Here is a 22,690-nt window from a genome sequence, read left to right on the forward strand (position 1 = left end):
ACAGAGACTGTTGACGTCGCCTCACCCACCATGGAAATCTGCCACTCATCTGAGAGAATGCCATTCTCACTCATGGTGAAGGGTGGAAAGTCCTTGTCCTCCTTGCCCGTTCCGGCTCCTCCCCCTGGTCCGACCGACGACCTGATGGAGATCCAGCAGCTCCTCGCCCGCTACGCGGTGTGCATCACCCGCGGTGACCTGGACGGGGTGCTGGGCGTCTTCACGCCCGACGGCACATACAGCGCCTTCGGGGACTCCTACGGCCTCGACGAGTTCCCGGCGCTCGTGGCCGCCGCGCCCAAGGGGCTGTTCCTCACGGGCACGCCGGCCGTCGACCTGTCGGGCGACACCGCGACCGGCACCCAGCCGCTCTGCTTCGTCGACCACGCCACGCACGACCTGCGGATCGGCTACTACAACGACACCTACGTCCGCACGGACGAGGGCTGGCGGCTGCGCACGCGGGCGATGACGTTCATCCGCCGCAGCGGAGTCCACGACTCGGGCCGCCCCCACGCCTATCAGCGCCCGGGAACATGAACGCCACCTCGGCGCCCGCGGACATGAACGTCGCCGACTTCCGCGCAGGCCTGCGCACTTGGCTGGACGAGCACGACCTGTCCCCCGGCCCCGAGCACTCCCTGGACGCCCAGGTCGCTCAACTGGCCCGGGTCCGCCGGGCGTTGTACGACGCGGACTGGATGCGGTACGGCTGGCCCGCCGAGGTGAGGGGGCTCGGCGGGCCCGCGGTACTGAGGGCGGTGCTCGGCGAGGAGGTCGCCACACGGGAGTTGGCCGAGCCGGGGATCTACTCGATGATCGAGGTCCTCGCCCCGACGATGATCTCGTACGCCCCTCCCGCGCTGGCCGCCGAGATGGTCCCGCGGCTGCTGAGCGGGCGCGAGCAGTGGTGCCAGGGCTTCTCCGAACCCGGCTCCGGCAGCGACCTCGCCTCCCTCACCACCCGGGCGGTCCCGCGCGGCGACCACTGGGAGATCAGCGGCCAGAAGGTGTGGACGAGCCTGGCCCAATTCGCCGCCCGCTGCGTCCTGTTGACCCGCACCGCGCCGGGCCACAACGGGATCACCGCGTTCTTCGTCGACATGGACACCCCCGGCATCACCGTCCGGCCGCTGCGCACGATGCACGGCGTGGACGAGTTCGCCGAGGTGTTCTTCGACGATGTGACGGTGCCCGCCGACCGGATGCTCGGCCGCCCCGGCGACGGCTGGCGCCTGGCGATGGACCTGCTCCCGCACGAGCGCTCCACCTGCTTCTGGCACCGGATCGCCCATCTCTACACGCGACTTGACCGCCTGCTGGCCGAGACGAGCCTCCCCGACGACGCCGAACTCGGCGCCGCCTACCTCGCGTTGCACACCGTCCGTTGCCGCTCCCACGCCACCCAACGCCGCCTCGCCGCCGGTGAGCGCCTGGGCGCGGAGACGTCGGTCGACAAGGTGCTGCTGGCCACGGCCGAACAGCAGCTCTTCGGGACCGTGCGCGATCTCCTGCCCGGCGTACTGGAGTTGACGGACACATCGTGGCGCTCGGAGTACCTGTACGCGAAGGCGGCGACGATCTACGGCGGTACGGCCGAGATCCAGCGGAACATCATCGCGCGCCGACTGCTCGACCTCGGGAGGGAGTAGCCGTGGACGCCGCCGAAGAGCACCTGCTCGCCGAGACACTCCGCAAGACGATGACAGCGGCCTCGGGACGGGCGCTGGACGCCGCCTTGGCCGACCTCGGCTGGGCCGAACTTCTCGCGGAGCAACCGGACATCGCCGTCCCGCTCACCTTCCGCCTGTTGGGCGAGACGGGTGCCCACGCGCCCCTGCTGAACGACGTCCTGCTGAGCACGGCGGGCCGGCCGACCGGGGGCACGCTGCCGCTGCCGTTCACGGGCGGCGCGTGGGTCCTCTGGGAGCGCGACGACGCTGCCGCCGGGACGGCCCTGGACGCCGAACTCCCCCTGCACACCGTGCCCGTTGGAGCTCCGGTCCCCTCGCCGAAGGGCGTATCGCGCTCGGCTGGTGGCTGCTCGGGACCGGCCGGGCCATGCTCACGCTGGCCCGCCAACACGCCGTGGACCGCGTGCAGTTCGACCGTCCGCTCGCCTCCTTCCAGGCCGTACGGCACCGGCTCGCCGAGACCCTCGTGGCGCTGGACGGCGCCGAGGCGACCCTGGTGGCCGCCGACGACGAGCTGGGCGCGCTGCTGGCCAAGGCGGCGGCCGGGAAGGCCGCGCTGACAGCGGCCCGGCACTGCCAACAGGTCCTCGGTGGGATCGGATTCACCGCCGAGCACGATCTGCACCGGCATGTCCGGCGGGCCATGGTGCTGGACGGACTCCTGGGCAGCGCACGGGAGTTGACGCGCGAGGCGGGGGCACTGCTGCGGGCCGGCGGGTCCGCGCCACGGCTCGTCCACCTGTGATCGACCGAGGAGTGAATCAGTGACCGATCTGTGGAGCGACCTGCTCTCCTGCCTGGACCTCGACGCCCGGCCCCATGACGTGTTCGAGGGCGCCAACCAGCACCTCGGCTACCACCGCGTCTTCGGCGGTCAGTTGCTCGCCCAGAGCGTCCGAGCCGCCCAACTGGCCTGCCCCGACAAGGCGGTCAAGAGCCTTCATGTGCAGTTCGCGCGAGCGGGACGGCCGCAGGAGCCGGTGCGGTACGAGGTGACGCGCCATCATGAGGGCGGCTCCTTCGCCACGTTGACGGTCGTGGCGAAGCAGACTCAGGGCGTCGCGGCCGTAGCCGCCGTGTCCCTGCACTCCCACGAGGACGGTCCCGACCAGCAGATAGCGTTCCCGATGCCCCGGTGCCGGGAGCCGAGCACGACGTGGATCTCTCCCTGCTTCCCTGGGACACCCGGGCCACCGTCGACGTGGACTCGCCGAAGTCGGAGCCACCCGAGTACGACCTGTGGATGCGCACACCGACCGTCGCCCCGGAGCTGGCCCCGGCGTTGACGGCGTACGCGAGCGATCTGAGCCTGATCGGTACGGCGCTCCGGCCGCTCGAAGGAGTCACCCAGCACGATTCGGGAACGGCGTTCTCCTCCGCCGTCACCGCGCACACGGTGTGGTTCCACCGCCCTTTCAGCACCGACGACTGGCTCCTCCTGCGCCACCGGAGCCCGCTTCTCGCCCACGGCCGCTGCTACGGCCGGGGCGATGTGCTCACCGCGCAGGGGTCCCTGGTCGCGTCGTTCGCGCAGGAGGCGTTGTTGCGGTTCCGTACGATCGCGTGACGGGCCGCATCCGCGAGGGCGCTCGGCGCACAACGGCACGCCTGCGCGCGACACTTGACGCCTGACGGCGCGTCCCCCCACACCTCTTCCCGGGGGTACCGCTTCTTCCTCGATCCCCTTCCGCCTAGCCGTCGCTGCCTGACGCCCTGTCAGCCCCGGAGCGGTGTTCTCCGGGGCCGTGGGAGGTCAGGCGTCCGCTGCCCCTGGGGTAACGCCTGGAATCCCTCTGGCGGCTTCCGCTGGCTCAACGATCGCCGATGGCTCCGATAGCCGCGCGTTGATGTCATCCGACCACTCGTACAGCGCCCCTTGACCGTCACGGAACCACACGATGCCCTGGGTATCGGTGAAGAAGATCGGGATGGGGTTCGGCACACTGAACTGAAGCCTCAGGTCGGGGCTGCTCGGTTCCTTCACTTTCCTCTCTGATTGAGGTGCGAGGAATCCGACGTTCAGATTCCCCCTGGGGCCGGTCTCTCGCCCAGTTGGAACAGGAACGAAGAGCACGACGTCTGAGATAGGGCCATCGCTATTGTTCAGAACGGCGTACTCGATCTTCGGCGCCTGGCCTACGCCAAAATTGAGTCCGCTGCGGTCGTAGTGCTCGGAGTCCGTGGATACAGCCCAGGCAGTAACGAAAGACGCTTGCCTGCGCCGTTCCATCTCCGCGCGTGTAACAGCCTCTTGACGCTGCTCGGCGGTGGCCTTGCGGTCGCGATACAGCACCACACCGCCGACCGCGAACGCCCCGACAGTGCCCAGCGCCGTGAAGACCGAAGCGCCCGTGTTCACCCAATCAAGTGCACTCACGGGTGAAAGTTACTTCCTTCCACCCGCGAGCGGAGGCCGTTCAGGTGGCTGTGGGCGGGTCCTCGTCGTTCGCCGGAGGAACGGCCACGGGTTGCGGCTGTTCCTCCAGCTCGTCCGGCTGCGGGGGTTCATCCTTCTTTGTGGTCAGCCGCTGCCAAGCCTCGCGTGCCCGACGCGCGGACTCGAAGAGGTCGGGGAGCTGATCGAGAACGCCCCTGAGGACGTACAGCGTGATAGTCACCACGCCAGCGATGGCGAGAATGGTGATGGTGATGGCGGTGCCGTCCACCGATCCTTACCTTCCCTGTCATGGGTCGGATCGGGTGCGCAGGCAGCCTCGATCCGAACCCTACGGTTCGGGTCGAGACACCCACGCTGACGCGTACGCAAATGTTCTCGGGGGGGCAATGTTCAACCCAGGGTGGTGCGGGTGCTTTCACGGGGGCCGCATCGTCTAGCAGTCCGGACGTCAACCCCTCTAAGTAGAAGAGGCCGGACAACAGGCGTAGCGGCGTCCTGGATTTATCAGCAGCGAATGCCATAGAGCCCAGGTGCTTGTGGGCCTCAGTGTGACCCATAGCAAAGAATAGCGCATAGTGGGATGATCTTCACTGAGATGCAACTGAGCCCCACCCAGGTCAAGTTGGGTGGGGCTCAAGCACTCGGTTGTGGTTGGCGATGGGGCGTCACCGGGCGGAGACGTAGCGGTGATGTGGGCAGGTGCAGCGGGGGACGAGGAGGATGCCGCCCCCGCCTGGTAGCGGTAAGTCCTCGGTCTGCCGGCACTCGTTGTGCAGGTCCGCGTAGCCCGGCTGGTGGGCGACCGCGCACTCGGCGGACATGGTCGAGATGTCGACGCTGTCTGCGGTCATCAGAGGATGCCGCCGCTGCTGGACGAGTTCAGGGCACGGGTCCGCTCCTCCATCGCCCTCAGCCGCTCCTTGTCCGTGGCCAGGCGGACGAGGGCTGGGTCGGCGTCCCACTCCCGCCCGCCGGACACCGGGCGCAGCTGTACGTACGGGCCCTCGTGCCCCATGACGTGGCCCAGCTCGCCTCTCTCGGGGTCGTGGACCAGGGCACCTGCTGAGTGCCGTTCCTGCGCCATCACTCAAGGCCTCCCCGCCGTAGTGCAGTTGCCAGGCGATCGGCCACATCGGCGTGGATGCGCCCCAGTTCGACGAGCTTCAGGTCGGGTGACGCCGCGTCGACTCTCAGGGAGGGGAAGACGATCCCGGCCTCGGTGAGCGCTGCGCGCAGAGACTCAACTGCCGCGTACGGGTCGACGTCCCGCACTTCCTTCGTAGCCATGAACGGGACGCTAGGAGTGGGGAGTTGCAGCGCACCATAGTGTTTTCTTGATTTTTCTCGTACCCACTCTTGCTTCGCTCGCTTTTTCTCACGAAGGTGGCAGAACCGCGTAGCCTCAGGCGTGCAGCCTGGTGATGCTGGGGTGATCAGCCTCCGGCGAAAGGACTCTGGTCATGGCCCGACGACTGCGCTTCAACGGCACGGGTAGCGGAGAGGGCAGCTGCCCCGCGATTCACGAGGACCTCGACTCGGGTGAGGTCATCGTGCACGGGCCGCGCCTCACCGACCCCGACGCCCTCGCCCAGCTCCAGCACATCGACGAAGACGAGATCCCGATCGTGATGCCGCGTAACACGCTGATCGACTTCGGCCCCAAAGACCGCGACACCGAGCCGCGCCTCTTCACGCCGGAGCAGTTCGCCAAGCTCTTCGACAACTTCCAGCACAGTGCCTGGCACCTGGAGATGCGCGGTCGCTACGCGGTCGACGAGGCCACCGACACCTACGCCCAGTTCGTCCGGGGCGAGGCACCGACGTGGGACCTGACCACACCGTGGAGCCTGGGCATCCGCGCGAAGACCGAGGACGGCGCCAGCGTCGGGCGGGTCCGGATCGTCGACGACCCGCCCACCACAGGGCAGTTGTACCTGCTCGCCCACGCGGAGAAGAACACCGCGCTGGGCGAGGACATCCGCAACATGTGGCGGTCGGACGCCCAACGCGTCAACCTCCCGGACGAGGATTTCTGGATCTTCGACTCTCACATCGTCGCCGTCTGCATCTTCGACGATGATGACAACCTCACGGGCGCCGAACTGATCACGGAGCCCGCCCGGGTGAACCAGTACAACCGACTGCGGGACGTGGCTCAGCACTACGCCGTTCCGTACAGGCAGTTCGCGGCTCAGGTGGCCGTGAAGGAGGCGTAAGCAGGTGTGTGCCGGTGAGTACGGACTATCAGCAGGCTCGCGAGGCGCTCGGGATTCGGCTCCGGGAACTTCGGCTCTCGGCTTCTGATGGCCGACTCACCGGCACCGCCCTGGCTCGCAGGCTCGGCTGGTCCAACTCCAAGGTCTCGAAGCTGGAGTTGGGCAAGCAGACGGCCACTCCGGAGGACCTGCGCGCGTGGGCGGCGGCGTGCGGCCAGCCCGCCCTGTACGAGGAACTGCGGGCCAGGCTGGCGGGGTTCGAGTCACACATCCGCTCGTGGCGCAGGCAACTGGTCGGCGGTCACAAGCCCGTCCAGGACGCCCACAACGAGGCGCAGGCCAACTCGAAGGTGTTGCGCGCCTGGGAATCCTCATGGGTCGTCGGCGTCCTCCAGACTCCCGACTACGCCCGCGCCGTACTGACCCGCTCCGCCGAACGGCACAAGTCTCCGCTCGACATCGAGGCCGCCGTACGCGCCCGGATGAAGCGGCAGGAACTGCTGTACAGCGGCGGCCGGAAGTACCACGTCATCTTGTGGGAGCCGGTGCTGCGCTCGCTGGTCTGCCCGCCCTCGGTGCTCACCGCCCAGCTCGACCGCCTGACGGGCGCCATCGGCATGGACACCGTGGAGCTGGGCATCGTGCCGCTCACCGCGTCGCTGAAGTCGCCGCCCGGTCTGGGCTTCTGGATCTACGACGACCGCCAGGTGGTCACCGAGACCTGGCACGCCGAGATGTGGCTCGACGACTCCGACTCCCTCGCCCTCTACCTGCGCATCTGGAACTCTCTCCGCGAGTCCGCGGTCTACGGCGCCGACGCCCACAACGTCATCAACTCGGCGAGGCGAGCCCTCAACCCCCGTTGAGGTGCGAAGCGTTCCTCTTCGCTACGTCACCATGCGCGTTGAGGGCGCAACAACGAGGCTTTGCGGAGGGCCTCCGTCAGCGCATCTTCAGAGCGTTTCAGTTCTTCGCCTCGTGATTCCACCATGGCCCAGGCCGCATCAATCAGCGTCTGCGCACCCTCGGGCTCTGTTGAACCTGCAAGTCGATTGACTTCGCCTTGCCATCCCACGAAGGAGACCAAGAACGCTTTGAGGGACTCGAACCAAACCGCGTGAGCCTTCCCGACAGCCCTTGGCGCATACAGGGCGATCTTGGTCTCGATGAGTCTCACTGGTTGCTCGGGGCGGTCAGGGTCTAGATCGTCGGGAACTGCCTTTGACGCGAGGGTCTCGTTCCGGACCGCAGCGAACGCCAACATGATGCGGTGGGTTTCCTCCACCGCGTCAGCGCGATGTTCCCAGAATCTCTGATCCCGCTCCCGCGAACGAGTGCCTCGTTGGGTGATCGCCGAAGCGAGAAGTGTGGCCGAGGCCCCAAGAGTTGTGCCTATCAGCGTGGCTTCAAGAGGGGTCAGTCTCATGCCGGGAACGTAGGGCTCCCCGTGGGGTCTCGGGGGCAAAGTCTGGGGATCTACGGTCGGACGCCCTGGGCGGCCACGAGAGCCTGAGCGCGCACATGACGAAGGGGCGCCCCGTCATGTGGGGCGCCCCTTCGCAATAGACCGTTCACTCAGCTACGACCACGTGGCCCACGCCAACAACGACGCTTACAGTTGACATAATGAATTCAATAAACTTCATGCCAACCTCCACCTTGCGATTTGAAATTGTATTACTAGGACATGTGCCCTGGGTTTTGCCCTTACGGAGCGTGCGAATGACCTTGATGAACTCGTAGAAGTGCCAGAGTGCCAGACCAACCGTAAGTGTGATTGCCGGAATCGAACCGGCCGTAGCAATAGCTCAATGAACGGGCTGTAGCACAACGCTAGCACGGGCGACCGAATTTGGCGATCGGTCACCAAAGACCGCCAACCAACTGAAGCCCAGGGGTCTGCAGTTAGTGCCCCAGGGCTTCCGCGCGTTCACAACAGGCCGAGCGCGGTGAGCACGGTCATGCAGAGGATCATGCATCCGCCGAAGAGCACCGCCACTGCTTTCCGCGCGCCAGGGGTGTGGCTCAGGAAGCCGCCCACCAGGGCCACGATGGTGGACACCAGGGCGCAGATGACGACGATGAGCGCCTTTACACCGAGAGAGGTTCAACGGTCCGAATTACCTTTCCGGTGATCGGACCAGGTGTCAGACCTCAGCCCGACCACCACGTGACGCACGTGTGGTCTTGCTGAGGCCCACCGACGTATGGGGCTCATGGAGGGGGCTTGGCTAGAGCCCGGCGCGGAGCCGGTTGTCCTCTCATGCCTGCAATTTGCGCGAAGGACGGCGTTGCCCTTGACCTGGAACGTCGGATCCAGGCTCGCTGCATGCTCGCTTACATTTGTCCCAACTCTACCGGGACCGGGGGGGCGTTAGTGCGGCAGTGAGCTGAAGCCGCGTAACTGATTTCCGACCCCGTGCTGGCAGGCGCGGCCGGACGCCCCGCCCGCCTACAAGAGGCCGCCGGAGACCCCACGGAGCACCGGGACGGGCCACCCGCTGGCGGGGCGCGTGCGCACGAGGACGGTCAGCCCCTGGGCACACGCCGGCACCTACCTCTTGTGGCGGTGCCCAACACCCCACGTGACAGCCGCGGTTGGCGCTGACGCCACGACCGGGCCGAGCAGCCCTTGGGGTGAAGCCGCGAGTGTGCGGCAGGGCAACTTCGAGCCCGAATCCGACAGGTCATCCTTCACAGGCGGCTGACGAAGGACGAGCGAGCCATGACGGCAACGCAGAACGGTCGGCAGTTCTCGGGGTCCGGGGACGAACCCCCAAGGAACAGGAAGCACGAGACTCAGGTCACGATCTTGATCGCGATCATCGCCGGGTGCTTCGCGGGCATCCTGTGGGAGCAGCTCCCCGAGCGGTTCGGTACGTGGAAGTGCATCCACTCCCGCTACCAGACCTGGCGCAACTGCGGTGTCTGGGACGAGATCCTGGCTGCCCTGCCCCGCACGGGTCAGCCCGTGTGGGTGCCAAATCTCGTGCCACCGCTGCGAATTGAGGGCAGGGTCGATCCCCGCCTTTTCACCGAGGAAGAAGCGGTACCCCCAGAAATGGGCGTGCCGGGGCCCGTTCAGCGCATGACGGTGCCGCCGTCGACGTTGATGACCTGGCCGTTGATCCAGGCTCCGTCGGCGGACATGAGGTGGGCCACCATGCCGGCGATGTCGTCGGCCCGGCCGTGCCGGGTGCTGCGGGTTCGGGCGAGCAACGCCTCCAGCAGGTCGGGGTCCGCGCCCTCCTGGATGGCTTGCGTCAGGATCAGGCCCGGTGCGACCGCGTTGGCGCGGATGCCCTCCCTGCCCCAGCGGGAGGCGACATGGCGGGCGAGGGCGTTGATGCCCGCTTTGGTCGCCGAGTACGCGGGGCGCGCTGCCTCGCCGGTGAAGGCCGCGATGGACGAGGTGTAGACGATCGCCCCGCCGCCCCGAGCCAGAAGCTCGGGAACGGCGTACCGCGTGACGAGCATGTGGCCCCGCAGATTGACGGCGAACGTCCGGTCCCACACCGCGAGTTCCATGTCGACGACGTCGGTGTCCTGGGAGACCGCGCTCATGTCGCCCGCGTTGATGTGCACGGCGTCGAGACCGCCGAACGTCCGCACAGTGGCCCGCACGAGGTCGGCGACCGAGGCCTCGTCGGCCATGTCGAAGCCCACTGCCGCCGCCTGGCCACCGGCGTCACCGATGGCCGTGGCGGTCCGCCGGGCTCCGTCGAGGTCGAGGTCGCCGACGACGACCCGGGCACCCTCGTCCGCGAGCCGCCGGGCGGAGGCGGCGCCCAGCCCGGTGGCCGCGCCGGCGACGAGAACGACCTTCTCCTTCAAGCCCTCCACGCTCTTCCCTCCATGCTCTTGCCTTCACTTCGTCGACGCTCTCCACCACCGGAACCGGCTACTGCCGGACTACGGAGCGGGTACCTCGATGACCGTGGCCGAGCCCATGCCGCCGCCCGCGCACATCGCGGCGACGCCGATGCCGCCGCCGCGTCGGCGCAGTTCGTGCACGAGCGTGACGAGCATCCGGGCGCCGGTCGCGGCGACCGGGTGGCCAAGGGAGCAGCCGCTGCCGTTGACGTTGACGCGGTCGGGGTCGAGGCCGAGCAGTTTCACCGCTGCGACGGGCACGGCGGCGAAGGCCTCGTTGATCTCGAAGAGGTCGACGTCGGACGTCGAAAGTCCCGCGCGGGCAAGGGCTTTGGGGATCACCTTCACCGGGGTGAGGCCCGTCTCGGCCGGGTCGGCGCCGACCGAGGCCCACGAGCGAACTATGGCGAGGGCGGGCAGGCCCAGCCGGTCGCTGGCCACCACCAGGGCGGCGGCACCGTCATTGGCGCCGCCCGCGTTCCCGGCCGTGATGGAGAAGCCGTCTATCTCCGGGTGGAGCGGCTTGAGCGAGGCCAGCTTCTCCAGGCTCGTGGTGCGGCGGGGGTGTTCGTCGACCGAGAACAGTCCGTGCGGAGTGTCGATGGGCACCAACTCCGCGTCGAAACGGCCCTCGTCGATGGCGCGAATGGCGTTCTGGTGGGAGCGCAGCGCCCATGCGTCCATGTCGGCGCGGCTGAGGCCGGCCCGTACGGCGGTGTTCCAGCCGACCGTGATCGACATGTCGAGGTTGGGGGCGTCCGGCCGGTCGGGGTGTGTGGGCGGGCTCCAGGGTTCGACCCACTCCCCGTCGACGCGGAAACGCTGTTTCGGGGAGGTGGAAGCCGAGTTGACGCCGCCGGCGATGACGAGTTCGTCCATGCCCGCGCGGATGCTCCCCGCCGCGCTCTGCACGGCGGCGAGTCCGGCGGCGCAGTGGCGGTTGTGGGCCAGGCCCGGTACGGAGGTGAGGCCGACGGTCAGTGCCGCGTGCCGGGCCACGACCCCGCCGCCGTACAGGCCCTCGCCGAGGATCACGTCGTCGATGGCGTCCGGGTCGAGGCCGTCCGTGGCGGCCGCGGCGGCGACGATGTGGTGAGCCAGGTCGAACGCGGTGGTGTCGCGCAGGGTGCCCTTGACGGCGGTGCCGACGGGGGTGCGCAGGGCGGACACGAGGACTGCTTCAGGCATGGGTGGTCTCCAACTCGGCCAGCAGGGTGCGGCGCAGCAGCTTTCCGGTCTCGGTCTTGGGGAGTTCGGCGCGGAACACGATCGCGTCGGGCGTCTTGGAGGAGCGCAGCCGGTCCTTGACCCACTGGCGGACCTCCGCCGGATCGCCCTCGCCGACCACGACGGCCACGATCCGCTGCCCCCACTCGGGGTCGGGCACGCCGATCACCGCCGCCTCGACGATGCCGGGGTGGGCGACTAGAACGTCCTCTATCTCGGCGGGAGCGATGTTCTCACCGCCGCGAATGATGGTGTCGTCGGCGCGTCCTTCGATGAACAGATAGCCGTCGGCGTCCAGCCGTCCCCGGTCCCGGGTGGGGAACCAGCCTTCGGCGTCGAGGGCGCTGCGTCCGCCGTACTCGCCGGAGATCTGGTCCCCGCGCACGAACACGAACCCGGTCTCCCCGGCGCGGACCGGCTTTCCGTCGTCGTCACGGATCTCGATCTCGACACCGGGCAACGGCCGCCCCACGGAACCGAGTCGGTCCCGTACGGCCGGGTCGGACGCCGCGAGCGCCTCGCGGTGGTCGTCGGGTCCGAGGACAGCGACCGAAGAGGCCGTCTCCGTCAGGCCGTACGCGTTGACGAACCCCGTCCCCGGAAAGATCTGCAACGCCCGTTCCACCACGGGCCGCGGGGTCCTGGCGCCGCCGTAGGCGAGGCTCCGGAGGGTGGGTGTGCCGGCGTCGTCGGACGGGACTTCCGCCACGATGCGGGCCAGCATGGTGGGGACGACGAGGGCGTGGGTGACCTGTTCGCTGCGCGCAGTCTCCAGCCACTCCCCCGCGTCGAAGGCGGACAGGTACACCAGGCGGCGGCCGGAGTAGAGGTTCGTGAGCAGGTTCATCAACCCCGCCACGTGGTACGGCGGTACGGCCACGAGCGCCGCGTCGCCCTCCTCGGCGGAGGCGAACTCCTGGGTGTTGAGGACGTAGGCCAGCAGGTGCCGGTGGCGCAGCAGTGCCGCCTTGGGTTCGGCGGTCGTGCCGCTCGTGTAGAGAACCACCGCGACCGAGTCCTGGTCCTGCGCCAACTCGGGTGCCTCGGCGGGCTCTTCGGCGCTCAGCAGGGCGTCGAGGTCCGCGGGGCGCAGCACGAGGGCACCGGGGTGGCGGGCCAGGAGGCGGGTCAACTGGTGTTCGCCGAGGCGGTAGTTGAGGGGGATGAACGGGATGCCCGCCAGGGCGGCGCCGAACAGGGCCACCGGGTAGGCGAGGTGACTGGGGCTCAGATACAGCACGGCCGGATGGCCCCGGAAGCGGTGCGCGGCGGCGCGGGCGCGGGCGAGCAGGTCCGAGGCGGTCAGGGAGCGGCCGTTCGCCGTGACCACCGGTCGGTCGCCGCCCGAGGCCACCATCTCGAGAATCATGGTTATATTCATGAGAATGCTATTCTCGTCTCACTAGAGCGCTGTTCGCAAGAGAGGAAATCCTTGATGCAGATCAGTGGGAGCTCCGCGGTGGTCGTCGGCGGTGCGGGCGGCCTGGGCGAGGCCACCGTCCGTCGGCTGCACGCGGCGGGAGCGAAGGTCGTCGTCGCCGATCTGGCCGACGAGAAGGGCAAGGCCCTGGAGCAGGAGCTGGGGGTGCGCTATGTGCGTACCGACGCCACCTCCGAGGAGGACGTCCAAGCAGCCCTGGCCGAGGCCGAGTCGGCGGGACCGCTCCGGATCTCGGTCGACGCGCACGGCGGCCCGGCGAGCGGTGGCCGGCTCGTCGGCAAGGACGGCTCGCCCCTCGACCTCGCGGGCTTCCGCACGACGATCGACGTGTATCTCACCGGCGTTTTCAACGTGCTGCGCCTGGCCGCCGCCGCGATCGCCCGTCAGGAGCCGCTGGACGACGGCCGGGGCGTCATCGTCAATACGGCCTCGATCGCCGCGTACGAGGGCCAGATCGGCCAACTCCCTTACGCGGCAGCCAAAGGCGGGGTCGTCAGCATGACCCTGGTCGCGGCCCGCGACCTCTCCCCGCTCGGCATCCGGGTCGTCACGATCGCGCCGGGCACCTTCAACACCCCGGCCTACGGCAAGGCGGGCGACCAGCTGGAGGCCTACTGGGGGCCGCAGATCCCGTACCCGAAGCGCATGGGGCTGCCGGTCGAGTACGCGGGTCTCGTGCGGCACATCGTCGAGAACGACTATCTCAACGGCGAGGTCGTGCGTCTCGACGGCGCCCTCCGCTTCCCGCCGAAGTAGCGGGCATGAGTCAAGTGGCGGGCGTGGGCGGACAGTTGAAGGGCAAGGTCGCGTTCGTCGCAGGAGCCAGCCGGGGCATCGGCCGTACGGTCGCGGTGGCGCTCGCGGAGGCGGGCGCCTCGGTCGCCGTGGCCGCGCGCTCCGAGCAGGAGGGTCGGCTGCCCGGGACCATTTACTCGGTCGCGGACCGGATCACCGCGGCGGGCGGGCGTGCCCTGCCGGTGCCCTGTGACGTGAGCGACGAGGCGTCGGTGGACTCGGCTGTCGCCGCCACGGTCGCGGAGTTCGGCGGAATCGACATTCTCATCGCCAATGCCGGGGTGCTGTGGCTCGGCCCGGTCGAGTCGACGCCGCTCAAGCGCTGGCAGTTGTCGCTGGACGTCAATCTGACCGGGGTGTTCCTGGTGACCCGGGCGGTGATTCCGCACATACGGGCGCGTGGCGGTGGTTCGCTGGTGGCCGTCACGACCGGCGGGGTGGGCATGACGGACCGGGGCGCGAACGCGTACTGGGTGTCCAAAGCGGCAGTGGAGCGCCTCTACTTGGGGCTCGCCGCCGATCTGCGGAAGGACAACATCGCGGTCAACTGCCTTGCCCCGTCACGGGTGGTGCTCACGGAGGGCTGGCAGGCGGGTGGCGGGGGCCGGGAGATCCCGCCGGAGATGGTGGAGCCGCCGGAGGCCATGGCGCGGGCCGCCGTCCTCCTCGCGGGCCAGGACGCGACCGGCCTCACGGGGACCGTCCAGCGCTCGGAATCCCTTGCCTGAACGGCAGTTGGCCTGCGGGCGCCCCGGGATGCGCATGACTGTTCGGCATCTTCCGGGGCACTCGGGAGACAACGGCGCAGCCACCGGGATCACCGGTGGCTCGCCGTCTATCCATAGGGGTTAACAGATGCTTGCATTCGTGGCGGCCGCGCTCTTCTTCATCGCCTTCATCATCCGTGTCACCGAGACATCGACGCAGATCGTCTTCAGCTCGACGAGCCTCATGCTGCTCGGGCTCGCCTTCCTCGCCGCGCACTCGGCCGGCGTGGGGTCCGGCTGGTCCCCCGACGCAGCGGCCGTCGACGCTGAGGAAGCGGCGCGCTCCCTCAGCAGCGCGCCTCCTCGGACAGCCGCCGACCGGTCACCGCCCGGCGCGTTCTCGTACCGCCGCACAGACCCCACCGTCGACGAGAACGTCGATTCCGGAAACGAAAGCGGCCTCGTCCGACAACAGGAAGGCCACCGCAGCCGCCACGTCCTCGGCCCGGCCCACCCGCCCGAGCGGCGTCTGCTCCACCAGAGCAGCCATGGCGGGCTGGGCCGAGGCCTCCTGTTGTCCCTGGGGGGTGTCGATGACACCCGGCGAGACGGAACACACCCGGGCGCCGTACGGCCCGAGGCGCACCGCCTCCCGCCGTACGAACCGGTGCACCCCGTGCTTGGCCCACGCGTAAGCGAGACCGGTGTTCTCCACAGCGGGCCCGAGCGCCTCGCGCAGCCGGTCGAGAAAGTCGTCCCGGAGCGGATCGTCGAGGATCGCCGCTACGGCGGGTTCGGCCTCCAGGTTGCCGAGGAGCGGGGCCATCGAGGCGAAGCACACCAGCGCGGTCCCCTCGGTGGCGAGCGGGCGGAGTGCCTCGGCCAGGCGAGCGGTGCCGACGAGGTCGACCTCGAAGATGCGCCGCCAGTCGGCCATCGTGGGCGAGATCCCGGCGGCGTGGGAAACGGCCCTCAGCGAGCCCAACTCGGCGACGCGGGCAGCGAGTCGGGACAGTCCGGCCCTGTCGGTGATGTCGAGGACGAAGGGTTCGACCTCCATCTCCCCGTCCGCGGCGGCCAGTTCCTTCGCAGCGGCGGTCACGGCCAACTCGTCCCGGTCCACCAGCAGCAGCGTGTCCACCAGTCCGGTGAGCCGCCGGGCGCAGGCCAGTCCCATACCGCGCCCGGCCCCCGTCGCGATGCCTACGGCCGTCATTCGTCTCCTCCTCCGTGACCCCAGAACTTCTCCAGCCCCGGCCGCGCCACCCGGTCCACGAGTTCCACGAGCAGACCGCTCGGGCCGCGCAGGAAGGCGAAGGGCGCGCCGCCGGGGCCTGACCGGCTCGCCTCGGTCACGAAGCCCTGCCCGGTGAGTTCGGCCGCGTCCGCGGCGACGTCGTCGGACCAGTAGCCGACGTGGTGCACACCGCCGCCGGCCACCGGTTCCCACAGCGTTCCCGGAATACGGCGGACGATCTCCAGCCGGGGCACCGTCCGGGAGTAGGCGCAGCTGATGTCGAGAACGGCGTTTCCGGTCGGCAGCGTCAGCGGAACCGCCCCGCCGATCTCAGCGCACCACTCGTACCCGAACGCGGCCGAGAACTCGGCCAGCGTCCCCTCGAAGTCGTCGACGACAAACCCGAGATGGAACTGGTCCTCCGCCCTCACGACTCCCCCACCAGCCCGGAAACGTCATGCTCACCCAGCCGGGGCGGCGGCCCGTACTCCGGCTCGTACCCCTCGACCCGCACGGAACCGCGCACCAGCCGGAAGTCCCCGGCCCGCACCACGGCCTCCGGAGTCGCCGCCAGCGCCTGCGGCAGCGTGCGTACGGCGGCGGCCGGCACCCCGAGCGGGCGCAGCCGCGCCTCCCAGGCCGCGGCGGTGTCTCCGGCCAGGGCCTCGGTCACGGCGGCGAGCACCTCCTCGCGGCGGTCCGCGCGTTCGGCCATGGTGGGGAATCCCTGGACGCCGGCCTCGGTGGAGAAGGACTTCCAGAAGCCGTCGTGGGTGATGAAGAGCGCCAAGTAGCCCTCGGCGGTGGGAAAGAGCTGGGCCGGCACGTAGTAGGAGTGCGCGCCGAGCGGGAGCCGGCGCGGTTCGACGCCCTCGTTGAGGTAGGCGGAGGCACGGTAGTTGAGCTGAGACAGCATCACATCCCTGAGCGACACCTCCACTTGGCCACCCCGCCCGGAGACGATCTGCGCCAAGAGCCCCAACGCGGCCGTCAGGCCGGAGGAGTTGTCGGCCGAGGAGTAACCGGGCAGCGTCGGCGGGTCGTCGGGGGCGCCGGTGAGGGCGGCGACCCCCGTGGCCGCCTGGACCACATAGTCGAAGGCGGGCTCGTCGCCCGCGTCCAGGCCGTATCCGGTGAGCGCGACGCACACGATCCGGTCGTTCCACTTGCGCAGCACGTCGTACGTCAGGCCCAGTCGGTGGATGGCCGACGGTTTCAGATTGACGAGCAACGCGTGGGCGTCGGCGACGAGTTCACCGAGACGGGCCTGTCCCTCGTCGGTCGTGAGGTCGAGGCGGATGCTGCGCTTGCCGCGGTTGAGGCTGGCGAAGTAGGCGTCGCTCACCTGGCGGGAGATGTCCCCGCCGGGCGGTTCGATCTTGGTGACCTCGGCGCCGAGGTCGGCGAGCATCATCGTGGCGTAGGGGCCGGCCAGCATGTGGCCGACCTCCAGGATGCGGATGCCGTCGAGCGGTCCGGTGCTCATCGCAGGTCCGCAGCGAGGGCGGCGAGCATGTCGCGGGTGCGGTACTTGGAGGCGACCAGTTCGTCGCGGTTGTCTCCGATGGGCAGCAGCCGTACGGAGAGATCGGTGACCCCGGCGTCCGCGAACCGCTTGAAGCGGGCGGCAATGGCGTTCTCGTCGCCCGCCGCGCACAGGTCGCCGACGTCGCGGGCGTCGCCGTATTCGAGAACGCGTTGGTAGTTGGGCGAGATCTCGGCCTCGCCGAGGATCCGGTTGGCGCGTTCGCGGGCCTCGTCGACACGGTCGGGGCCGCACAGGCAGACCGGGATGCCCGCGACGATCCGCGGTGCCGGGCGTCCGGCGCTCTCGGCGGCCTCGGTGATGCGGGGAACGACGTGTTCGGCGACGGCGCGTTCGTCGGCCATCCACAGCACGGTCCCGTCGGCCCGTTCCCCGGCGAGGCGCAGCATGACCGGGCCGAGGGCCGCGATCAGGACCGGCAGCGGGGAGACGGGGGCGAGGGTGAGCGGGTTGTGGACGGTGAAAGTGCCGTTCTCGACATCGACCATGTCCGTTCCGCCGAACGCGGCGTCCAGGACGTCCAGGTAGTCGCGGGTGAACGCGGCCGGTTTCTCGTACGGCAGTCCCAGCATGTCCCGGATGATCCAGTGGTGAGAGGGGCCGAGGCCCAGCGCGAGCCGACCGCCCGCCGCGGCCTGGGCCGAAATCGCCTGCCTGGCAAGGGCGATGGGGTGCTGGGCCTGCAACGGGACGACGGCGGTGCCGAGTTCGATGCGCTCGGTGCGCGCGCCCATCAGCGCGATCGCGGTGAGCGCGTCGAAGTCGGTCGGGATCTGCGGCACCCACACGGTGTCGAAGCCCGCCTTCTCGGCCCATGTCACGTCGTCGATCATCCGTGTGACCTTGCGGACCGAGTCCCCGCGCTCGGGCCCGATCATCACTCCGATACGCACGCTGCCTCCAGGTGTTCGGGTCGCCGCCGGGTCATGGCGAGGTGACGGATGTCAGGGCGCGCATCTCGGCCACGAGGGCGTCGAGCGGTGTGCCCGTGGGGAAGACCGCGGCGGCTCCGGCACCGAGCAGCTTCGGTACGTCGGCCGGCGGGATGGTGCCGCCCACCACGACGGCGATGTCCTCGGACCCCGTGGCGCGCAGCGCCTCGATCACGCGGGTGGTGAGAGCGAGGTGTGCGCCGGAGAGAATGCTGAGGCCGACGACCGCCACGTCCTCCTGGACGGCGACGGCCACGATGTCGTCGACGCGCTGCCGGATCCCGGTGAAGATGACCTCGAAGCCCGCGTCGCGCAGGGTCCGCGCGACGATCTTGGCACCGCGGTCGTGTCCGTCGAGCCCCGGTTTGGCGACCAGTACACGGGCTTTCATCAGAACACCACCGGCTGCTGGAACTCGCCCCAGACCGCCTTGAGCGCGGCCACCATCTCGCCGACGGTGCAGTAGGCGTTCGCGCAGTCGATCAGGATGGGCATGAGGTTCTCGGTACCTTCCGCGGCGCGGGCGAGTTCGGCGAGGCGCTGCCGTACGAGAGCCGCGTCGCGGGTGGCCTTGACGTCGGCGAGCCGTTTCAGCTGCCGGTCGCGGCCCTCCGCGTCGAGTTCGTACGTGGCGAGGTCGGGCGGGGGTTCCTCGGAGACGAAGCGGTTGACGCCGACGACCGGGCGGGTGCCCGCCTCGACCTCGCGGTGCAACTGGTAGGCCTCGTCGGCGATGAGGGTCTGCAGATAGCCGTCCTCGATGGCGCGGACCATGCCTCCGTAGCGCTCCAGGTCGTCCATGATCTCGACGATGCGCGCCTCGGTGGCGTCGGTGAGCGCCTCGACGAAGTACGAGCCGCCGAGCGGGTCCGCGACTCTGGTGACGCCCGTCTCGTGAGCGAGAATCTGCTGGGTGCGCAGGGCGAGCGTCGCCGATTCCTCGCTGGGCAGCGCGAACGGCTCGTCCCAGGCGGCCGTGAACATCGACTGGACGCCGCCGAGGACGGAGGCGAGTGCCTCGTAGGCGACGCGGACGGTGTTGTTCTGCGCCTGGGGCGCGTACAGCGAGGCGCCTCCGGCCACACACCCGAAGCGGAACATGGCCGCCTTGTCGCTGTCCGCCCCGTAGCGCTCGCGCACGATGGTCGCCCAACGCCTGCGCCCGGCACGGTACTTGGCGACCTCCTCGAAGAAGTCGCCGTGCGTGTAGAAGAAGAAGGAGACCTGCGGGGCGAACTGATCGATCGTCATACGGCCGCGGGCCAGCACCGTGTCGCAGTAGGTGACCCCGTCCGCGAGCGTGAAGGCCATCTCCTGTACCGCGTTGGCGCCCGCGTCGCGGAAGTGCGAGCCGGCGACCGAGATCGCGTTGAAGCGCGGCACTTCGGCCGCGCAGAACTCGATGGTGTCCGCGATGAGTCGCAGCGAGGGCTCGGCCGGCCAGATCCAAGTGCCCCTGGACGCGTACTCCTTGAGGATGTCGTTCTGGATCGTCCCGGTGAGTTTCGCGCGGGGCACGCCTGCCCGTTCGGCCGCGGCAACATAGAAGGCGAGCAGGATGGCGGCCGTGCCGTTGATGGTGAAGCTGGTGCTGATCTTGTCCAACGGGATGCCCTCGAAGAGGACTTCGGCGTCGGCGAGGGTGTCGACGGCGACGCCCACCCTGCCCACTTCCTCGGCCACTTCGGGGTCGTCGGAGTCGTAGCCGCACTGGGTGGGCAGGTCGAGCGCCACGGAGAGTCCGGTGCCGCCCTGTTGGAGGAGGTAGTGGTAGCGGAGGTTGGAGGATTCGGCGGTGCCGAAGCCGGAGTACTGGCGCAGCGTCCACAGCCGTCCCCGGTAGCCGGTGGCGTAATTGCCGCGCGTGAAGGGGAAGTTGCCCGGCGCGGGCGGTGCGGCGTGGACGTCGTCGGGGCCGTAGACCGGTTTGAGGGGTAGGCCGGACGCGGTCCGGACGAGGTCGTCGCCCTGGGGCGGTGTGGGAGGCGTCATCGCAGGAGGTCCTTCATCACTTTTCCGGTGGCGTTCAGTGGCAGTTCCGTGCGGAACTCCACGGTCCGGGGCACCTTGAACCCGGCCATGCGGACCCGGCTCCACTCGATCAACTCGTCGGCGGTCAGCGGCTGTCGGAGGACGACGAAGGCCTTGCCGACCTGTCCCATCCGTTCGTCGGGGACGCCGATGACGGCGGCCTGGGCGACCGCCGGGTGTTCCATCAGGAAGCCCTCGATCTCGGCCGGGTAGGCGTTGAAGCCGCCGACGATGAACATGTCCTTCTTGCGGCCGACGATCCTCAGGTAGCCGCGGTCGTCGAGCGTGCCGAGGTCTCCGGTGTGCAGCCAGCCGTCCTGGTCGATGGCTTCGGCGGTGGCGTCGGGGTCGTTGAAGTAGCCGCGCATCACGCTGTAGCCGCGGACCAACACCTCGCCGTCGTCGGCGACTTGGACCTCGACGCCGTCGCAGGGGGTGCCGACGGTGGTGGCGATGTCCTCGAAGGAGTCACCGGGCCGGGTGGCGGTTGCCGTGCCCGCCTCGGTCAGGCCGTAGCCGGTCATGATCGAGGTGAAGGGCAGTTCGGTCATCACGCGGCGGATCAGTTCGACGGGGATGTCGGCGGACCCGGTGACCGCAACGCGCAGTGAGGACAGGTCTCTTGTGCCTCGGTCGGTGAGCAGGGAGTGGTAGAGCGTGGGCGGGCCGGGCAGGACCGTCACCTTCTCGCGCTCGACCAGGTCGAGGACGGTGTCCACGTCGAAGACGGGCACGGGCAGGATGGTCATGCCGCGGATGAGCGAGGCGACCAGGCCCGCCTTGAAGCCGAAGATGTGGAAGAACGGGTTGACGATCAGATAGCGGTCGCCCTCCCTGACCCCGGCCAGGTCGCACCACTCCGCGTAGAGCCGGAGCGTCTGGGCGTGGGTCATGAGCACGCCCTTGGGGCGGCCCGTAGTGCCCGAGGTGAAGACGATGTCACTGACCTGGTCGCCGGTCACCTTCCGCTCGAAGGGTGAACCGCTCGCCAGGAAGCCGGACTTGAGGTCGATCACCGGTACGCCGGGCGGTGCTGTGAAGTCCAGGCCTAGGAATCCCTCTTGGACGAGAACGGCCTTCGCACCGCTGCGAACGATGATGTCCTGCGCCTCGTCCGCCTTGAAGCGGGTGTTGACGGGCACCACCACACCGCCCGCGGTCATGAGACCGAAGGCGGCGACGATCCACTCGGCGGAGTTCGGCGCCCAGATCGCGACCCGGTCGCCCTGCTCCACCCCGGCCGACGCGAACGCACCCGCAGCCACACGCACCCGCTCGACCAGCTCGGTGAACGTGAGGCGGAGCGGGCCGTCCACCACGGCTTCGGCATCACCGAAGCGGTCGGCCGCGCTCAGCACCATCTGCGGGATGCTCTCCCAGGTCATACGCCGATCAACCGGGCGAGGTTGCCGCCCATGATCTTGGCCTGGTCGGCCTCCTTCATGCCCTGGAGCGCGTCGATGTAGGAGACCGGGTCGGCCAGCCCCTCGGGGTGCGGGTAGTCGGACCCGAACAGCACGCGCTCCACACCGACGACCTCGGAGAGCGCGGCCATGTCCTCCTCCCAGAACGGGCTGATGTGGATCCGCTTCCTGACCTCTTCGACCGGGTCGCCCAGGAATCCCTTCGGCTGCTTCTTGTAGGTGCTGCCCAGTTGGTCGAGGAGCGGCAGCAGCCAGGAAGAGCCGTTCTCGATGACCGAGACCTTCAGTTCCGGGAAGCGGAACAGGGCTCCGTGGCAGACCCAGGACGCGACCGCGTCGGTGACCGGGCGCCACTCGGACATCATCCGGAAGACCTGCGCCTGGAACGGCGTCATCTCCTGGCTCTTGCCCTCCCAGTCGCTGGAGTAGCGCGAGTAGCCGCTGTCGGAGGAGTGCATGGCGACCAGCACGCCCGCCTCCTCGACCCGCTTCCAGAACGGGTCGAACTCCGGCAGCGCGAAGGACCGCGATCCTCCGTAGCCGGGGACCGGGGCGGGCCGGATGAGAATCGCCCTCGCTCCGCGCTCCAGGCACCACTCCAGTTCGGCGATCGCCTTGTCCAGGATCGGCAGGCTGATCACCGGGGTGGTGAAAATGCGGTTCTTGTAGTTGAACTGCCAGGTCTCGTGCAGCCATTGGTTGAGCGCGTGGACGACGACGTGGATCAGCTCCGGGTCGTCCCGCATCCGTTCCTCGACCAGGCTGGCGAGCGTCGGGAACATGAGGGTCCGCTGGATGCCCAGGTCGTCCATGAGGGCCAGGCGGGGCCCGGGCTCGCGGAACGCGGGGATCGACCGCATCGGCTCACCGAACAGCTCCCGGTGGGACTTGCCCTCCGGGTTCCCCTCGCGGAAGTAGTCCTCCCACGCGCCGGGCCGGGCGACGACCTCGAAGGTGGGGTTGGGGATGTAGTCGCTGATCTGACCACGGATGGCGATCTTCGTACGGCCCTTCACCTGCACGTACTGGATGGCGCTCGCGTACTGCTTGGGCAGGTACCGGGTGAGCGCATCCTCCGTCTCGTACAGGTGGTTGTCCGCGTCGAACAGTGGATACGGCGGCACGCGCGATGGCATGAGATCCTCCTTCGCAGATTGCGAGAATCCTAT

27 protein-coding genes, 3 pseudogenes and 1 riboswitch are annotated in these 22,690 nt (G+C 69.0%); of the genes and pseudogenes, 11 read left to right on the forward strand and 19 right to left on the reverse strand.

Translation table 11 applies throughout. The features are described from left to right. The first annotated feature begins 144 nt into the window (after nt 1-144). The 3 genes and pseudogenes from R2B38_RS48355 to R2B38_RS48365 all read left to right on the forward strand — a co-directional run bounded on the left by R2B38_RS48355 (nt 145) and on the right by R2B38_RS48365 (nt 2,439). Nucleotides 145-540, forward strand: a complete 396-nt coding sequence (locus R2B38_RS48355; RefSeq protein ID WP_318022567.1) for a nuclear transport factor 2 family protein — start codon at nt 145-147, stop codon at nt 538-540. 23 nt (nt 541-563) lie between these two features. After that, the gene (locus R2B38_RS48360) at nt 564-1,652 is read left to right on the forward strand and encodes an acyl-CoA dehydrogenase family protein (protein WP_318023090.1); all 1,089 of its coding nucleotides are present in this window, start codon (nt 564-566) and stop codon (nt 1,650-1,652) included. 50 nt (nt 1,653-1,702) lie between these two features. Beyond that, a pseudogene (locus R2B38_RS48365) lies at nt 1,703-2,439 on the forward strand (acyl-CoA dehydrogenase family protein). A gap of 16 nt (nt 2,440-2,455) precedes the next feature. Here R2B38_RS48365 and R2B38_RS48370 read toward each other — a convergent pair. Then, nucleotides 2,456-2,701, reverse strand: a complete 246-nt coding sequence (locus R2B38_RS48370; protein WP_318023113.1) for a hypothetical protein — start codon at nt 2,699-2,701, stop codon at nt 2,456-2,458. Between R2B38_RS48370 and R2B38_RS51465 the strand changes: the two genes are divergently transcribed. Both R2B38_RS51465 and R2B38_RS51470 read left to right on the forward strand, forming a co-directional pair. Then, nucleotides 2,603-2,980 (forward strand): acyl-CoA thioesterase domain-containing protein, encoded by a 378-nt coding sequence (locus tag R2B38_RS51465; protein ID WP_411978656.1) that lies wholly within the window; start codon nt 2,603-2,605, stop codon nt 2,978-2,980. The genes R2B38_RS48370 and R2B38_RS51465 overlap by 99 nt on opposite strands. Further along, the gene (locus tag R2B38_RS51470; protein WP_411978657.1) at nt 2,863-3,261 is read left to right on the forward strand and encodes an acyl-CoA thioesterase; all 399 of its coding nucleotides are present in this window, start codon (nt 2,863-2,865) and stop codon (nt 3,259-3,261) included. The genes R2B38_RS51465 and R2B38_RS51470 overlap by 118 nt, the downstream gene beginning before the upstream one ends. Nucleotides 3,262-3,447: 186 nt before the next feature. Here R2B38_RS51470 and R2B38_RS48380 read toward each other — a convergent pair whose 3' ends face one another. The 5 genes from R2B38_RS48380 to R2B38_RS48400 all read right to left on the reverse strand — a co-directional run bounded on the left by R2B38_RS48380 (nt 3,448) and on the right by R2B38_RS48400 (nt 5,379). After that, on the reverse strand, nt 3,448-4,071 hold the full coding sequence (locus R2B38_RS48380) for a hypothetical protein (protein ID WP_318022568.1): 624 nt from the start codon (nt 4,069-4,071) through the stop codon (nt 3,448-3,450). Nucleotides 4,072-4,111: 40 nt separating this feature from the next. Continuing rightward, a complete protein-coding gene (locus tag R2B38_RS48385; protein ID WP_318022569.1) occupies nt 4,112-4,360 on the reverse strand; it encodes a hypothetical protein in 249 nt (82 codons plus the stop codon). Nucleotides 4,361-4,757: 397 nt separating this feature from the next. Further along, on the reverse strand, nt 4,758-4,943 hold the full coding sequence (locus R2B38_RS48390; protein ID WP_318022570.1) for a hypothetical protein: 186 nt from the start codon (nt 4,941-4,943) through the stop codon (nt 4,758-4,760). Next, nucleotides 4,943-5,176, reverse strand: a complete 234-nt coding sequence (locus tag R2B38_RS48395) for a hypothetical protein (protein WP_318022571.1) — start codon at nt 5,174-5,176, stop codon at nt 4,943-4,945. The genes R2B38_RS48390 and R2B38_RS48395 overlap by 1 nt, the downstream gene beginning before the upstream one ends. Beyond that, a complete protein-coding gene (locus R2B38_RS48400; protein WP_318022572.1) occupies nt 5,176-5,379 on the reverse strand; it encodes a hypothetical protein in 204 nt (67 codons plus the stop codon). Before R2B38_RS48400 ends, R2B38_RS48395 begins: the two co-directional genes overlap by 1 nt. A 173-nt stretch (nt 5,380-5,552) precedes the next feature. Here R2B38_RS48400 and R2B38_RS48405 point away from each other — a divergent pair, with 173 nt between their 5' ends. Both R2B38_RS48405 and R2B38_RS48410 read left to right on the forward strand, forming a co-directional pair. Next, nucleotides 5,553-6,308 (forward strand): DUF6879 family protein, encoded by a 756-nt coding sequence (locus R2B38_RS48405; RefSeq protein ID WP_318022573.1) that lies wholly within the window; start codon nt 5,553-5,555, stop codon nt 6,306-6,308. Between the two features lie 14 nt (nt 6,309-6,322). Continuing rightward, nucleotides 6,323-7,174 carry a helix-turn-helix transcriptional regulator gene (locus tag R2B38_RS48410; RefSeq protein ID WP_318022574.1) on the forward strand — a complete coding sequence of 284 codons (852 nt, stop codon included), beginning with the start codon at nt 6,323-6,325 and terminating at the stop codon, nt 7,172-7,174. Nucleotides 7,175-7,200: 26 nt separating this feature from the next. Here R2B38_RS48410 and R2B38_RS48415 read toward each other — a convergent pair whose 3' ends face one another. Next, nucleotides 7,201-7,734, reverse strand: coding sequence for a hypothetical protein (locus R2B38_RS48415; protein ID WP_318022575.1), 534 nt, complete (start codon nt 7,732-7,734; stop codon nt 7,201-7,203). A gap of 504 nt (nt 7,735-8,238) precedes the next feature. After that, a complete protein-coding gene (locus R2B38_RS48420; RefSeq protein ID WP_318022576.1) occupies nt 8,239-8,370 on the reverse strand; it encodes a hypothetical protein in 132 nt (43 codons plus the stop codon). Between the two features lie 530 nt (nt 8,371-8,900). After that, a riboswitch (cyclic di-AMP (ydaO/yuaA leader) is annotated at nt 8,901-9,026 on the forward strand. A gap of 7 nt (nt 9,027-9,033) precedes the next feature. Between R2B38_RS48420 and R2B38_RS48425 the strand changes: the two are divergent. Beyond that, a pseudogene (locus tag R2B38_RS48425) lies at nt 9,034-9,237 on the forward strand (transposase); the annotation flags it as partial. Nucleotides 9,238-9,389: 152 nt separating this feature from the next. Here R2B38_RS48425 and R2B38_RS48430 read toward each other — a convergent pair. The 3 genes from R2B38_RS48430 to R2B38_RS48440 form a co-directional block, all read right to left on the reverse strand. Then, on the reverse strand, nt 9,390-10,151 hold the full coding sequence (locus R2B38_RS48430; protein ID WP_318022577.1) for an SDR family NAD(P)-dependent oxidoreductase: 762 nt from the start codon (nt 10,149-10,151) through the stop codon (nt 9,390-9,392). Between the two features lie 69 nt (nt 10,152-10,220). Further along, nucleotides 10,221-11,369, reverse strand: a complete 1,149-nt coding sequence (locus R2B38_RS48435; RefSeq protein ID WP_318022578.1) for a thiolase family protein — start codon at nt 11,367-11,369, stop codon at nt 10,221-10,223. Beyond that, nucleotides 11,362-12,777, reverse strand: a complete 1,416-nt coding sequence (locus R2B38_RS48440; RefSeq protein ID WP_411978632.1) for a class I adenylate-forming enzyme family protein — start codon at nt 12,775-12,777, stop codon at nt 11,362-11,364. The genes R2B38_RS48435 and R2B38_RS48440 overlap by 8 nt, the downstream gene beginning before the upstream one ends. Before the next feature lie 66 nt (nt 12,778-12,843). Between R2B38_RS48440 and R2B38_RS48445 the strand changes: the two genes are divergently transcribed. From R2B38_RS48445 to R2B38_RS48455, 3 genes and pseudogenes are all read left to right on the forward strand, one after another. Further along, nucleotides 12,844-13,605 (forward strand): SDR family NAD(P)-dependent oxidoreductase, encoded by a 762-nt coding sequence (locus tag R2B38_RS48445; protein WP_318022580.1) that lies wholly within the window; start codon nt 12,844-12,846, stop codon nt 13,603-13,605. A gap of 5 nt (nt 13,606-13,610) precedes the next feature. Continuing rightward, a complete protein-coding gene (locus tag R2B38_RS48450; RefSeq protein ID WP_318022581.1) occupies nt 13,611-14,372 on the forward strand; it encodes an SDR family NAD(P)-dependent oxidoreductase in 762 nt (253 codons plus the stop codon). Between the two features lie 127 nt (nt 14,373-14,499). After that, a pseudogene (locus tag R2B38_RS48455) lies at nt 14,500-14,681 on the forward strand (hypothetical protein). Nucleotides 14,682-14,733: 52 nt separating this feature from the next. On the opposite strand, the gene R2B38_RS48460 reads toward R2B38_RS48455, so the two are convergent. Genes R2B38_RS48460 through R2B38_RS48495 form a run of 8 tightly spaced genes read right to left on the reverse strand, consistent with a single transcriptional unit; the run spans nt 14,734 to nt 22,657 of the window. After that, on the reverse strand, nt 14,734-15,567 hold the full coding sequence (locus tag R2B38_RS48460) for an SDR family oxidoreductase (RefSeq protein ID WP_318022582.1): 834 nt from the start codon (nt 15,565-15,567) through the stop codon (nt 14,734-14,736). Further along, nucleotides 15,564-16,019, reverse strand: a complete 456-nt coding sequence (locus R2B38_RS48465; protein ID WP_318022583.1) for a VOC family protein — start codon at nt 16,017-16,019, stop codon at nt 15,564-15,566. Before R2B38_RS48465 ends, R2B38_RS48460 begins: the two co-directional genes overlap by 4 nt. Further along, nucleotides 16,016-17,074 carry a CoA transferase gene (locus R2B38_RS48470; RefSeq protein WP_318022584.1) on the reverse strand — a complete coding sequence of 353 codons (1,059 nt, stop codon included), beginning with the start codon at nt 17,072-17,074 and terminating at the stop codon, nt 16,016-16,018. The genes R2B38_RS48465 and R2B38_RS48470 overlap by 4 nt, the downstream gene beginning before the upstream one ends. Next, nucleotides 17,071-18,027: an LLM class F420-dependent oxidoreductase gene (locus R2B38_RS48475; RefSeq protein ID WP_318022585.1), complete on the reverse strand. Its 957-nt coding sequence runs from the start codon at nt 18,025-18,027 to the stop codon at nt 17,071-17,073. Before R2B38_RS48475 ends, R2B38_RS48470 begins: the two co-directional genes overlap by 4 nt. A 31-nt stretch (nt 18,028-18,058) precedes the next feature. After that, a complete protein-coding gene (locus tag R2B38_RS48480; protein WP_318022586.1) occupies nt 18,059-18,457 on the reverse strand; it encodes a cobalamin B12-binding domain-containing protein in 399 nt (132 codons plus the stop codon). Further along, the gene (locus R2B38_RS48485) at nt 18,457-20,058 is read right to left on the reverse strand and encodes a methylmalonyl-CoA mutase family protein (protein ID WP_318022587.1); all 1,602 of its coding nucleotides are present in this window, start codon (nt 20,056-20,058) and stop codon (nt 18,457-18,459) included. Before R2B38_RS48485 ends, R2B38_RS48480 begins: the two co-directional genes overlap by 1 nt. Beyond that, a complete protein-coding gene (locus tag R2B38_RS48490; protein ID WP_318022588.1) occupies nt 20,055-21,482 on the reverse strand; it encodes a FadD3 family acyl-CoA ligase in 1,428 nt (475 codons plus the stop codon). The genes R2B38_RS48485 and R2B38_RS48490 overlap by 4 nt, the downstream gene beginning before the upstream one ends. After that, nucleotides 21,479-22,657, reverse strand: coding sequence for an amidohydrolase family protein (locus R2B38_RS48495; RefSeq protein WP_318022589.1), 1,179 nt, complete (start codon nt 22,655-22,657; stop codon nt 21,479-21,481). The genes R2B38_RS48490 and R2B38_RS48495 overlap by 4 nt, the downstream gene beginning before the upstream one ends. Nucleotides 22,658-22,690 lie beyond the last annotated feature (33 nt).

Source organism: Streptomyces sp. N50, assembly GCF_033335955.1.
Lineage (GTDB): Bacteria > Actinomycetota > Actinomycetes > Streptomycetales > Streptomycetaceae > Streptomyces.